The following is a 12,905-nucleotide window of genomic DNA, read 5'->3' as shown; positions in this document are numbered from 1 at the left end:
GGATATCGCGCGGCATGCAGGCGCAGCCTGCCGGGGCAGGTTTCGCGGGGCGGCCGCGCGCACGGGCGCGTTTGCATCCGCGCGCGACCGGGACGATACTCCCGTCCCCACTGCCTGTTGTCGACAGGGTTCTGACCGCGCGATGACCTACGGAAACGCCGCCGATACACCCAGACTCGCCCGCGTCACGCTGCACACGCTGCAGAAGATGGCACAGGCCGGAGACCGGATCGCGATGCTGACGAGCTACGACGCCAGCTTCACTGCGTTGCTGGAGCGTGCCGGCGTCGAGACCATCCTCGTCGGCGATTCGCTCGGCATGGTGATCCAGGGCCGCGATTCCACGCTCGCGGTATCCATGCGCGACATGATCTACCACACCGAGTGCGTGGCCCGCGCCGCGCACCGGGCCTTCGTGATCGCGGACATGCCGTTCGGCAGCTTCCAGGTCAGCCCGCAGCAGGCGTTCGAGAACGCGGCGCTGTTGATGGCGGCCGGCGCCCAGATGGTGAAGATCGAGGGCGGGGTCGCGATGGTCGACACGGTGTCCTTCCTGGTCGAGCGCGGCATACCGGTATGCGCTCATATCGGCCTCACGCCGCAGTCGGTGCACCAGCTGGGTGGTTATCGCGTGCAGGGCCGCACCGATGCGGCTGCACTGCGGCTGCGCGACGAGGCGACCCGGCTCGAGGCTGCGGGCGCGGGTATGCTGCTGTTCGAGGCGATCCCGGCGGCGCTGGCGGCCGAACTTACCGCCAAGGCGGGCGTGCCGACCATCGGCATCGGAGCCGGGGCCGGTTGCTCCGGGCAGGTGCTCGTGCTGCACGACATGCTCGACGTTTTCCCCGGGAAGAAGGCGCGTTTCGTCAAGAACTTCATGGCGGGCAGCGCCGGCATCGAGGCGGCCGTGGCGGCATACGTGGCCGAAGTGAAGGCGGGGACCTTCCCCGCTGCCGAGCATTCCTTCTAGACATTTACCGGGCAGGTTCTGCGATGGATGTGATTCATTCGGTACACGCGCTGCGCGAACGGCTGCAGCGCGAACCGAACAACGTGTTCGTGCCGACGATGGGCAACCTGCACGAGGGACACATACAGCTGGTGCGGCTGGCCAAGCCGCGTGCGGCCTGTACCGTGGTCAGCATCTTCGTGAACCGGCTGCAGTTCGGCCCGCGCGAAGATTTCGACCGCTATCCGCGCACCCTGGAATCCGATTGCGACAAGTGCCGCGAGGCCGGCGCCAATGTCGTGTTCGTCCCCGATGAACGCGAGATCTATCCGGAACCGCAGACCTTCGTGATCGAGCCGTCGGAGATCCAGCACGTACTCGACGGCGCGATCCGGCCCGGGCATTTCCGGGGCGTCGCTACGGTCGTGCTGAAGCTGTTCAACATGGTGCGCCCGCATGCCGCGCTGTTCGGCAAGAAAGACTACCAGCAGTACCTTGTCCTGCGCGACATGGTGCGCCAGCTCGCGCTGCCGATCGAGATCATCCCGGCAGAGACCGTTCGTGCGTCCGATGGCCTCGCGTTGTCGTCGCGCAATTCCTATCTCAGCCCGACCGAGCGCGCAGAAGCGCCGCAGTTGTACGCGATCCTGCAGCGGGCATGCGATGCGGTGCTATCGGGTGAACTGCATGGCATGGTCGAGCGTGACGCGATGCAGGCACTCGGTGCGCGCGGCTGGAAGCCCGACTATGTCGCGGTGAGGCGCCAGCAGGACCTGCAGTCGCCGACGCCGGACGATCGCCGCCTGGTGGTTCTCGCGGCGGCCCGGCTTGGCCGCACGCGGCTGATCGACAACCTGGAAATCGATATCCCGGGTTGATCGCCCGGCGGGCCTGCGCAAGCTGCCAGTCCGCCAGGCTCCCGGAGCCTCAGGGCATCTGGATCTTGCCGCCCGCCATGCCACCGGGCAGTCCGCCGGGGCCGATCGGTCCCTTGGGGATGACCAGGCCGGAGGACTGCTGGCGGCGCATCTCCTGGATCTCCCGGACGGCGCGCTCTATGCTCTCCTTGGCCGCTGCGGCATAGTTCTGCACGGCCTCGGCCAGCGTGTTGCCGTCGACCTCGAACGACAGCGGCAGCGCGCCAGCCGGCGTGAGGATCTGTGCTTCGCCGACGAAGCGCATCGGGCGTGACGCGTCGGTGCTGCCGTCGACGTTCACCGGGACCATGCAGCGCAGGGTACCGACCTTGCCGTCGGTGTAGATCTCTTCGCGGCACAGTGCCGAAGGGTCCATCACCGGTTCGGGCATCCTGTCTTCGGGGCGTTCAGCCATCGTGTGTTCCTTGCATGTCAGCGGTTGAAAGAAGATTGATCATCGCACCGGTATCGTAGCGCCGACGACGCTGCGCGCGGCCTCGCGCACCGTTGTCGCCGGGTTGGCCGCGCATGCGTCGGTGAACCGGTCGAGCATCAGCGCCTTGTTCCTTGCCGTCGGAATCAGCCCGCGCCCGGCACGTTCGAAGCGCGCGTTGATGTAGCCGTCTGCCCAGTCGCGCACCGCGGCGCGACTTCCGGCGGCCTGCGAAGACGGTGCGCCGTCGGCGGCGCCGCGCACGTCCAGGTAGACGCTGCAGGCGAGCGCCCCGATCGCATCCGCTGCCGTGCTGCCTTCCAGCGACCGGGGATCCTCGAGCATCGCACGGCCTGCGAGCAGGGCGGCGTCGCGCACGGCTCGCGCGGGGTCCTGGCTACAGCCGCCGTCGAGCAGGTCCGTGATACGCTTTGCGTTGGTCGATGTTTCGGGAAAGGGCTTCCCGACGGCATCGGAAACGCCATAGACATAACCGAGCATGAAGGATCGGACTGCCGACAGCACGTCGGTGGCAGCACCTGTGGCGCCAACGGCTGCGGCCTCTGCATGGCGGCTGCAGAACCACGATCCGGTGGAGACCGAGGTTTCGTCGGCCGTGAGCGGTGCCGCCGCGCGTGCGGCGCCGCCCGGTACCATCGGAGAGAACAACACCGGCAGAGCGAACATGGCAAGCGCATACCGTCTGCGGTCGGGGATCCGGAACATGAGACGAGGATACCGCAGAGCCCCGGCGATCGCCGGGCGTGGAACTTCCTGCGTCAAGTGCTGTCTGACTGACATGTTCCAGCATGGCAAATCCTGGCGCGCGCATCTGAACGTCGGCATGGCCCTGCTGATGCTGCCGCTGCTCGTCCTGATGCCGCTGCTGCATGCGCATCCGACGGCTGTGCCGAGCGTCGACCACCCGGCTGGCCTGCATGTTCCGTTCCAGCGATTGCAGACAGCCGAGTCCCCATCGACAGCAGTCGCGCAGGCATGGCAGTGCGCGCCCGCGGATGGCCGTGGTCTCGCAACGATCGTCGTGCAGGAGGCAACCTCTCGGTCGGCCGACCTGGTCGCGATGCGCGGATCTGCCGGACGTGTCGGATGTGTCGAGCGGCCGGGTGGCCTGGTCGTCGGGCCGCTCGCGGCCGCTGTCGCGTGGCCGCCGGTACAGGTCGAACGGCTTTCGCCGACAGTGCATGAACACCGCTCCCAGGCGCCACCGTCCGTCTGAATGAGGGCCGCCTGTGGCGGTCCCATGCCCGCCTGCCGGATCGCGCCGTTGTGCGCATCCGTGCACCCCACCGTATCCTATCGTCCCGGCGCCAGCGACCGGGACGACCGCCAGGACATCGCCGATGGACACTTCATTGCCTGCCGAGCACCAGAACTGCAACCTCTGCAATGCCACCGACGTACGCGTCGTTTCGCTGCGCGATCGCGATGGTCGGCCGCTGCGCACGGTCATGTGCACCGGCTGCGGCCTCGTCCGCTGCGACCCGATGCCTGACCCGGACATGCTCGATCAGTATTACCGCGAGCGCTACCGCATCGACTACAAGCGCCAGCGTGCACCTTCCCGCCGTCACATCCTGCGTGCCGGGCGGGTAGCGCTCGATCGCCTGGCGCGATTGCCGCAATTGCCCGCGCCGTCAAGCAGTGGCGGGCGCGCACTCGACATCGGTGCCGGTGGCGGCGAGTTTGCCTATCTGCTCGGCCGCACCAGTGGCCTTGCGGTCACCGGCATCGAACCCAACGAGGGATACGCCGCACATGCGCGCCAGGTACTCGGGCTCGATCTGGTGGTATCGCCGCTGCACGAGGCCATGCCTGCCGGTGGATCCTTCGACCTGATCACGATGTTCCACGTGCTGGAGCACCTGCGCGATCCGGGTGCCGCGCTGGCCCGTATCGCGGCCTGGCTCGCGCCCGGGGGATTGGCCGTGGTCGAGGTCCCGAACATCGAGGCGACCTGTCAGGCACCGGGCCACCTGTTCCATGCGGCGCACCTGTACAACTTCAACGCAGCGGCGCTCGAACGCCTTGGACAGAAGGCCGGTCTCGAACCGGTGGCCTGCTGGTTCTCTGCCGATCGAGGCAACCTGAGCCTGACGCTGCGTCGACCCGCTGCGCAGACGCTGCCAGCCATGGTCGGGTCCGGCTCTGCGTCGGTCGGTGCCCTGGCGATGCCGAGCAACGCAGCCCGCGTCTGGCAGGTGCGGTCTGCCCATACCTCGTGGCGCCACCATGCGACCCTGCAGCCGGTCACCCGCGCGTTGCGGCGCATGGCGAGTCGTGTCGACGAGACGCTGGCGCTGCAGCGCCTGCCCGTCGATCCGCGCGCGATGCTCGACCGGCTGTGCGACGGCTGGCAGGCCCCGCGGAGCGGCCAGACAGCCTAGGGCTGGCCGCCTCCGTGCAACGCACGGCGGGCGGTGTATTCCCCTTCCTCGAGCAGCGTATCGAAGATGCGCATCCGGCGCGGATCCACGGCGCCGCGCACGAATGCCGCGCGTACCGCACAGCCGGGTTCGGACTGGTGCCGGCAGTTGGCGAAGCGGCACGACCCGATCAGGGGCGCGAACTCCGGAAAGGCCGCAGCAAGCCTGTCGGTGGGCACATGCGCGAGGCCGAATGCCTGCAGGCCGGGGGAATCGATGACCGTCGTCTGCGGATCCAGCGCATACAGGCGGCTTGCGGTCGTGGTGTGGCGCCCGGCATCGAGCGCGCTGGAGATCTCGCCGGTGCGGGCGCCAGCGGCGGGGACGAGCGCATTTACCAGCGTCGACTTGCCCATTCCCGATTGCCCGATCAGCAGAGACTCGTGGCCGACGAGGCGCGCGCGCAGTGCTGCGACATCGTGTTTCGCCGCGACGTCGACGATCGGGTAGCCGAGGGCCGCGAACGGCGCGAGTTGCGCGCGCGCCACTGCGGTGGAGGCGGCCAGGTCGGTCTTGTTCAGCACGATCAGGGCGTCGATGCCAGCGGCGTTCGCGGCGATCAGGCAGCGCGACAGCAGTTCGTCGGAGAACGGTGGCTCCCCGGCTACCACGTACGCGATCAGGGTGACGTTCGCGGCAATCACCTTCTCGCGCATTGCGTCGCGCCGGAACAGGATGCTGGAGCGGTTGTCGATCGATTCGATCATTCCCTGCGATGCATCATGGCCCTCGGCGGCCCGGCTGATCTCGACACGATCGCCGCACACCGCCTCCATGCGCCGCCCGTGTGCGGCGCACTTGACCCGCTCGCCGCTGCCATCGACCAGCACCTCGACCTTGCGGCCGAAGGCGGCTACCACGCGGCCGCGCTGCACCGTGGCCGCAGGTGCCGGCACTCGCTGGCGGACAGGGCTACGGCTCTGTGAACGACCCTTCGGACGGTGCTCAGCCAAGGGCGTTGTCCCGGTGTTCAGGCATCCGAGTTGTCGGTGGCGGCATGCCCGCCGTCAGCACAGCGCGAGGAGCGCATCGAACTTCGCGGCGCAGATGAAGTCGTTCTCCGAAAGACCGCCGACCGAATGCGTGGTGAAACGGACCTGGCAGCGGTCGTATCCGATCGCGAGTTCCGGGTGATGGTCTTCGCGATGGGTCACCCACGCCGTCGCATTGACGAAGGCCATCGTCTCCCAGTGGTCGGCGAATGAGTAGATGCGGATCAGGCAATCGCCCTCGATCCGCCACTCGGGCAGTTGCTGCAGCAACTGTTCCACCGCTGACGCATCGAGCGCGGCATCGGGCCCGAGCGGTCGGCAGTGTCGCTGCACCAGCGGGGGCGGCGGTGCTCCGGCCATGCCGGGCTGGGTCGCGGAGGCCATCGATCGCCTAGCGCGCCGCGGCCTGCAGCCGCGCAATCCGGATCGCGGCGGGCGGGTGCGAGTCGTAGAACATGGAATGCACGGGGTCGGGCGTCAGCGTGGATGCGTTGTCCTTGTACAGCTTGACCAGCGCCCGAACCAGGTCGGGCGCGCTCGCGTTGCGTGCGGCATAGTGGTCGGCTTCGAATTCGTGGCGCCGCGAGTACCATGCGAACAGCGGGCTCAGCAGGAACGTGAACGACGGCAGCACCGTGAAGAAGAGCAGCAGTGCCATGGCCGTCGACGGCTGATCGACGCCCAGCGACACATGGAACCACGGCTGGGCAGCGAGCCAGGCGAGCAGTGCCAGGAAGACCAGGCTGGCGGCAAACGTCCATGCGATGCGTTTGGCGACATGGCGCAGCTTGAAATGGCCCAGTTCGTGCGCAAGCACCGCCTCGATCTCCTCGGGCGTGAGGCGGGCCAGCAGCGTATCGAAGAACACGATGCGCTTGCTGCGCCCGAGCCCGGTGAAATAGGCATTGCCATGGCTGCTGCGCCGGCTGCCGTCCATCACGAACAGGCCCTGCGCCTGGAAGCCGCAACGCTCGAGCAGCGTCCGGACGCGGGCCTCCAGTGCGCTGTCCTCCAATGGAGAGAACTTGTTGAAGAACGGAGCGATGAACGTCGGATACACCGCCAGCACCAGCAGGTTGAAGCCGACCCAGACAGCCCAGACATACAGCCACCAGAGTGGCCCCATCGCCCCCATCAGCCAGAGAACCGCCGCCAGCAGAGGCAGCCCGAGCGCGGCGCCCAGCAGTGCGTTGCGCAGGAGGTCGCCGATGAACATCGCCGGTGTCATCTTGTTGAAGCCGAACTGCTGTTCGATCACGAACGTACGGTAGGCACTGGCGGGCAGGGAGACCGCGCTGGTGAGTACCACCACCGCGCCGATCAGCGCGACCCCGTGCAGCAGCCCGTCGCCGAGCTGCGGCCGGAGCAGGCCGTCGAGCCAGGCCAGGCCGCCGCCGAAGGTGAGCAGCAGCACGACCAGCGCGTCGAGCGGAATCTCGACCAGATCCAGGCGCCCCTTGGCAACCGTGTAGTCAGCCGCGGTACGGTGGCTTGAGGCCGGGATTTCGGCGGCGAACGCTGCCGGGACATGGTCGCGGTGGGCCCGGACATGCTGCATGTGGCGCAGCGCGAGCCATAGCCTCGCCGCGGTGGCAGCGCCAAGTGCGACAAGAAACAGCAGGGAGAATGGATGCATGCAGTGAAATGTACCGGGAATCGCTGGGTGGGACTGTGACACAATCGTGGCGAGCTGGCTTGATTCCTGCTGGATGTTCGGCGAGACACAACCGCTGTTCCTGCGCGGCGGCGCTGCGGCCGGGAAGCACCGACGCCAGGATGGACTACTGCCCGCGCCGATCCGGCGCTTCAGTGGCGTACGCGCGGGTCGTTACTGGTTGGCAATCAACGATTTGGGGGCTGGAACGGATGGCACAGAACGCTGAACACCTGGTCTGGGTGGACATGGAAATGACCGGGCTCGATCCGGACCGTGACCGCGTGATCGAGATCGCGTTCGTGGTCACCGATGCCCGGCTGGAGGTCGTCGCCGAGGCGCCCGTGCTGGTGTTGCACCAGTCCGAGGTGGTCCTGTCCGGCATGGACGCATGGAACACTGCAACGCACGGCCGCTCCGGCCTGACCGACAAGGTCCGGGCATCGACGCTGGACGAAGGCGGTGCCGAAAGGGAGATGCTCGAATTCGTGGCTCGTCACGTGCCACCGAAGACCTCGCCGATGTGCGGCAATTCGATCTGCCAGGACCGCCGATTCATGGCACGCTGGCTGCCCCGGCTCGAAGCCTACTTCCATTACCGCAACCTCGACGTGAGCACGCTGAAGGAACTGGCCCGGCGCTGGCGGCCGGAAATCCTAGCCGGGCTCGTGAAGCATGGCAGGCACGAGGCGCTGGCCGATATCCATGAATCGATCGGCGAACTGCGCCATTACCGCGAACATTTCCTGAAGCTCTGACTGGCAGATGTCGATCAGCCCGTCCTCCGGTGGCCAGCCGGCCGCACCTGCAGTCACCGCGCGCGGTAGCGGCCTGTGGCTGATGTTCGCGGTCTGGCTCGCAGTGTTCGGGGCCGTGTACGCATGGTTCCACGACTGGAACGCCGCGCAGGTGAACCCGAACCAGGTGGCGTCCCTGCCGATGGACGGACACGAAGTCTCCCTGCAGCGCAACCGTGCCGGGCACTACGTGGCCGATGGCTACATCGACGGGACCGCCGTCACCTTCATGCTCGATACGGGCGCCACCCAGGTGGCGCTGCCCATGCGTACGGCCCGCGCGCTCGGACTGCCGCTGGGCGAAGCCATCCAGCTGAGAACCGCGAATGGCGATGCGGTCGGCTACCGCACCCGGCTCGAGCGCGTACGCATCGGCCCGATCGAACTGCGCGACGTCGCTGCGGTCGCCACCGACGGCATGGACGAGGCGATCGTGCTGCTCGGGATGAGCTTCCTGAAGCGGGTGGAGTTCGCACAGCGCGGCGATCGGCTGACCCTCAGGGTCGCGCCCGGCACTGCCGGAAACCAGACGCCTTAACGAAACGGAGCAGCTACCGATGGAAAGCCGACCGGCCACGTCGTTCACGATCGAGGTAGAGCCGAACGTTCCGCGTCGGCTCGCTCGTCTGGACGAGCTCGCGAACAACCTCTGGTACAGCTGGGACCGGCAGACGCGCAGGCTCTTCTCGCTGCTGCAGAAGGGGTTGTGGGATGCGACCGGACACAACCCGAAGGAGTTCCTGAAGCGTGTCGACGAGGCGCGTCTGCTGGAGGCGGCGGACGACCCGGTGTTCCTGTCCAACCTGAACCGCGCGCTGTCCGCCTACGACACCTACCACGACGAGCCGCTGCGCCGGAACGGTTCCGAATGGCTGCGCCATACCGACAAGGTCGCGTACTTCTGCGCCGAGTACGGCTTCCACGAGAGCTTTCCGATCTACTCCGGCGGGCTGGGCATCCTCGCTGGTGACCATTGCAAGGCTGCCAGCGATGCACGGCTGCCGTTCATCGCCGTGGGCCTGCTGTACCGGCAGGGCTATTTCTCCCAGACCATCGATGGCGAAGGCAACCAGCACGCGACCTACGGCGATTCCGATTACGACGACCTGCCGATCCACCGCGTTGCCGGGCCGGACGGCAACGAGGTCATGGTGCAGGTCGAGATGCCCGGCCGTATCGTGCACCTGAACGTCTGGAGCGCACGTTGCGGGCACGTCACGCTGTACCTGCTGGACAGCGACGTCGAAACCAACGCGCCCGCCGACCGTGAGATCTGCCGCCGTCTCTACGGCGGCGACCGGACTACCCGCATCGAGCAGGAAATCGTGCTGGGCATCGGCGGGGTGCGCGCGCTGCGTGCACTCGGCATCGCGCCGACCGTCTGGCACATCAACGAAGGGCATGCCGCGTTCCTGGTACTCGAGCGCATGCGTGAGCTGACCGTCGGCGGGCTGAGCTTCGACACCGCGCTCGAGGCGGTCGCCGTGAATACGGTGTTCACCACCCACACACCGGTACCGGCGGGGCATGACCACTTCGCCGAGTCGATGATCGTGTCCTACTTCGAGCGCTTCGCCCCTCAGCTCCGTCTCGACCACGCGCAGTTGCTGGCGCTCGGCCACGGCATGGGCAACGGCGACTTCAACATGACCGCGCTGGCGATCCGCGCATCGCGCTTCCAGAACGGAGTATCGAAGATACACGGCGGGGTATCGGCCGAGATCTGCCGCGAACTGTGGCCGCAGATCACCCCGGCAGAGAACCCGATCGACTACGTGACCAACGGCGTGCACGTGCCGACCTTCCTGGCCGAAGAGTGGATGGAGATCTTCGAGCGCTATCTCGGGCCCGACTGGCTTGCCCGGCAGCGCGATCTCGAGTTCTGGAAGCGCGTCGACGACATACCGGATCACCTGTTCTGGAGCGTCCGCCAGACGCTGAAGGCGCGCATGCTGCACCTGGTGGACCACGTCACGCGGGTGCAGCACCTGCGCAACAACGGATCCGAAGCCCACCTCGACCGCCTGCTCAAGTACGCCGATCCGGACAATCCCAACGTGCTGACCATCGGCTTCGCACGCCGCTTCGCGACCTACAAGCGCGCGACGATGATGTTCGAGGACCTCGACTTCCTGCGCGACCTGATTTCGGACGCGAAGCGCCCGGTGCTGTTCGTGTACGCGGGCAAGGCGCATCCGGCGGACCTGCCCGGGCAGGCGCTGATCCGCAGGCTGCACGAGATCTCGCGAATGCCCGGCTTCGAAGGTCGCCTGCTGCTGCTCGAGGGCTACGACCTGCGCATCGCGCGGCGCATCGTCTCCGGCGTCGACGTGTGGCTGAACAACCCGGTGTATCCGCTGGAGGCCAGCGGCACCTCCGGCATGAAGGCCGGCATGAATGGTGTGCTGAACCTGTCCGTTCTGGACGGCTGGTGGGGCGAGGGCTACGACGGCCAAAATGGCTGGGGCATCAAGCCGGCTTCGCAGTACCTCGACGATGCGCGCCGCACGCGAGAGGAGTGCCAGACCCTGTACGAATTGCTGCAGGACCAGGTCATTCCCATGTACTACGACCGCAGCCCGTCGGGCTTCTCGCCGCGCTGGGTGCGCATGGCCAAGCGGTCGATCGCGACGCTGCTGCCGCGCTTCAACACCGGCCGCATGGTCGGGGAATACGTGCAGAAGTTCTACCATCCGGCCAGCCTGCAGTGGCGGCGCTACAGCGAGGGCGGCTATGCGCGCGCGCAGGAGGTGGCGCAGTGGAAAGCACGGGTACGTTCGGCCTGGCACGGGGTGACCGTGCGCCGGCTCGATGTGCCGCGCAAGTCGCTGCGGTTCGGCGAAGGCGTGCGGATCGACGTCGCGGTCGACCTGAACGGACTCGCGCCTGACGACGTGATCGTCGAGATGACGCTGGCCCGGCAGAGCCCCTACGAGAAACTGCGCCAGTCGCAGCGGCTGTCGTTCGAATCGACCGGAGAGCGCACCGTGCAGGGCGAGCATCGCTTCGCGCTCGCGCTGACCCCGGAGCTATGCGGCAGGCTCGAGTACCGGGTCCGTGTCTACCCGTGCCACGAACTGCTCACGCATCCGTTCGAACTCGGGATGATGATCTGGCTGTAGCCTGCCCGGAAGCGGTCGCGAAAGCGACCGCCTGCCGGTATACCGCGACATAGGACGCAGCGCTCGCCTGCCAGCCGAAATCGCGCTGCATGCCGGCTGCCTGCAGCGCGCGCCAGCGCGGCCGGTCCTGCCACGCGGCGAACGCACGTGCCACGGTGGCCGCCAGCGCAGCCGATGTGTCGCCGGTGAACACGAAACCGGTCCCTCTCGTCGCCGTGGCCGAGACGTCGTCGAGCACCGAATCGGCCAGTCCGCCGGTGGCGCGCACCAGCGGCGGGGCACCATAGCGCTGGCTGTACATCTGGTTCAGCCCGCAGGGTTCGAAGCGCGACGGCATCAGGAACGCATCGCAGCCGCCTTCGATCAGGTGCGACAGCGGCTCATCGAATCCGCCGATGAAGCCGACCCGACCGGGATGCTGGCGCACGCATTCGGCAGCCGCACCGGTGAGCCGCCTGTCGCCGGACCCGAGCATCGCCAGTTGCAGCCGGTGCCGCGCGGCCAGCCCGGGCCAGGCCTCCAGGATCAGGTCGATGCCTTTCTGCTCGGTGAACCGGCTGACCACGCCGAACAGCATTGCATCGTCGTCGGGTTCGAGGCCGAAGCGTTGCTGCACGGCGCGGCGGTTGGCCGCGCGTGCCTCGAGCGTATCCTGCGTGAATCGTCCGGCCAGGCAGGGGTCGGTGGCCGGGTCCCAGGCGGCGGTATCGATGCCGTTGAGGATGCCGTACAGCCGGCTGCTGCGTGCGGCGAGCAGTCCCTGGAAGCCGAAGCCGAGCGGCGCCTGCTGGATCTCGCGCGCATAGGTCGGGCTGACCGTGGTGATGCAGTCGGCGTAGTAGAGCCCGGCCTTGAGGAACGAAAGCTGGCCGTGGTACTCGAGGCCATGCATGCTGAAGCTTTCGGGCGGCAGCCCGAGCCGGGCAAGCAGCGCCGGATCGAAGCTGCCGCTGAACGCCAGGTTGTGCACCGTGAATACCGTTGCCGTTGCCTTCGCCGCTGCAACGGCTGTCGCAGCCTGGCGATCGAACGACAGGCAGGCCGGTGCCAACCCGGTCTGCCAATCGTTGCAGTGGAGCACATCGGGCCGCCACCCGATCGGGGAGGCTGCGCCGCACAGCAGCGCCGCCACTTTCGACAGCAGGCCGAAGCGCAGCGGGTTGTCGGTCCAGTCGGCGCCTGCACCGTCGACGTACGGGTTGCCAGCGCGACCGTAGAACTCCGGGCAGTCGACCACCAGACAGTGCAGCCTGTCATTGATCCGGCCCGACAGCAGGGTCGCGCCAGGCAATCCGGCCGACGGGCCGATGCGCCCCTCGATGCGAGATTCGCGCAAGCCCGAGAGGATGGCCGGATAGCCGGGCAGCAGCAGGCGCACATCTGCGCCGATGGCAGCCAGCGCGGCGGGCAGGCTCGCACTGACATCCGCCAGGCCTCCGGTTTTCACCAGGGGGGCGACTTCCGAGGTCGCGAAAAGGACCGAGGGCAGGGCTGCCGGCACTGGCGGGGAAGCGGTCTGCTCGAAGGACGGCTCGGCCAAGGGTACGCGCATCGGTTGTACGGGTGCTCGCGATTATAGGCGCGCACCTCGTGGCAG

At 67.5% G+C, this 12,905-nt stretch carries 13 protein-coding genes; 7 read left to right on the top strand and 6 right to left on the bottom strand.

Annotated elements, in window-relative coordinates; translation table 11 throughout:
* Positions 1 to 142: 142 nt before the first annotated feature.
* Positions 143 to 970, top strand: a complete 828-nt coding sequence (gene panB, locus ING98_03035) for a 3-methyl-2-oxobutanoate hydroxymethyltransferase (GenBank protein MCA3100821.1) — start codon at positions 143 to 145, stop codon at positions 968 to 970.
* Between the two features lie 23 nt (positions 971 to 993).
* Complete coding sequence (locus ING98_03030; GenBank protein ID MCA3100820.1) at positions 994 to 1,827, top strand: pantoate--beta-alanine ligase; 834 nt, start codon at positions 994 to 996, stop codon at positions 1,825 to 1,827.
* Between the two features lie 49 nt (positions 1,828 to 1,876).
* Here ING98_03030 and ING98_03025 read toward each other — a convergent pair whose 3' ends face one another.
* Positions 1,877 to 2,281, bottom strand: coding sequence for a hypothetical protein (locus ING98_03025; protein MCA3100819.1), 405 nt, complete (start codon positions 2,279 to 2,281; stop codon positions 1,877 to 1,879).
* A 39-nt stretch (positions 2,282 to 2,320) separates the two neighbouring features.
* A complete protein-coding gene (locus ING98_03020) occupies positions 2,321 to 2,986 on the bottom strand; it encodes a hypothetical protein (protein MCA3100818.1) in 666 nt (221 codons plus the stop codon).
* 157 nt (positions 2,987 to 3,143) lie between these two features.
* On the opposite strand from ING98_03020, the gene ING98_03015 reads away from it, so the two are divergent.
* Positions 3,144 to 3,536 (top strand): hypothetical protein, encoded by a 393-nt coding sequence (locus tag ING98_03015; protein ID MCA3100817.1) that lies wholly within the window; start codon positions 3,144 to 3,146, stop codon positions 3,534 to 3,536.
* A 124-nt stretch (positions 3,537 to 3,660) separates the two neighbouring features.
* Positions 3,661 to 4,704 (top strand): class I SAM-dependent methyltransferase, encoded by a 1,044-nt coding sequence (locus tag ING98_03010; GenBank protein MCA3100816.1) that lies wholly within the window; start codon positions 3,661 to 3,663, stop codon positions 4,702 to 4,704.
* On the opposite strand, the gene rsgA is transcribed toward ING98_03010, so the two are convergent.
* The 3 genes from rsgA to ING98_02995 all read right to left on the bottom strand — a co-directional run bounded on the left by rsgA (position 4,701) and on the right by ING98_02995 (position 7,371).
* The gene (rsgA, locus tag ING98_03005) at positions 4,701 to 5,618 is read right to left on the bottom strand and encodes a ribosome small subunit-dependent GTPase A (GenBank protein ID MCA3100815.1); all 918 of its coding nucleotides are present in this window, start codon (positions 5,616 to 5,618) and stop codon (positions 4,701 to 4,703) included. The genes ING98_03010 and rsgA overlap by 4 nt on opposite strands.
* A gap of 132 nt (positions 5,619 to 5,750) precedes the next feature.
* Positions 5,751 to 6,095: a 4a-hydroxytetrahydrobiopterin dehydratase gene (locus ING98_03000; protein MCA3100814.1), complete on the bottom strand. Its 345-nt coding sequence runs from the start codon at positions 6,093 to 6,095 to the stop codon at positions 5,751 to 5,753.
* 31 nt (positions 6,096 to 6,126) lie between these two features.
* Entirely contained in the window at positions 6,127 to 7,371 is a 1,245-nt protein-coding gene (locus ING98_02995; GenBank protein MCA3100813.1) for a M48 family metallopeptidase, read from the bottom strand.
* 230 nt (positions 7,372 to 7,601) lie between these two features.
* On the opposite strand from ING98_02995, the gene orn reads away from it, so the two are divergent.
* From orn to glgP, 3 genes are all read left to right on the top strand, one after another.
* Positions 7,602 to 8,147: an oligoribonuclease gene (gene orn, locus ING98_02990; protein MCA3100812.1), complete on the top strand. Its 546-nt coding sequence runs from the start codon at positions 7,602 to 7,604 to the stop codon at positions 8,145 to 8,147.
* An 82-nt stretch (positions 8,148 to 8,229) separates the two neighbouring features.
* Positions 8,230 to 8,724, top strand: coding sequence for a TIGR02281 family clan AA aspartic protease (locus ING98_02985; GenBank protein ID MCA3100811.1), 495 nt, complete (start codon positions 8,230 to 8,232; stop codon positions 8,722 to 8,724).
* 19 nt (positions 8,725 to 8,743) lie between these two features.
* Positions 8,744 to 11,308 carry an alpha-glucan family phosphorylase gene (gene glgP, locus ING98_02980; GenBank protein MCA3100810.1) on the top strand — a complete coding sequence of 855 codons (2,565 nt, stop codon included), beginning with the start codon at positions 8,744 to 8,746 and terminating at the stop codon, positions 11,306 to 11,308.
* Here glgP and glgA read toward each other — a convergent pair.
* Positions 11,268 to 12,860: a glycogen synthase GlgA gene (gene glgA, locus ING98_02975; protein MCA3100809.1), complete on the bottom strand. Its 1,593-nt coding sequence runs from the start codon at positions 12,858 to 12,860 to the stop codon at positions 11,268 to 11,270. The genes glgP and glgA overlap by 41 nt on opposite strands.
* Positions 12,861 to 12,905: the final 45 nt, after the last annotated feature.

The sequence above is a fragment of the Rhodocyclaceae bacterium genome (assembly GCA_020248265.1).
Taxonomy (GTDB): Bacteria; Pseudomonadota; Gammaproteobacteria; order Burkholderiales; family CAIKXV01; genus CAIKXV01.
Note: the sequence above shows the minus strand (reverse complement) of the source record. Positions and strands in the feature narration are given on the sequence as shown.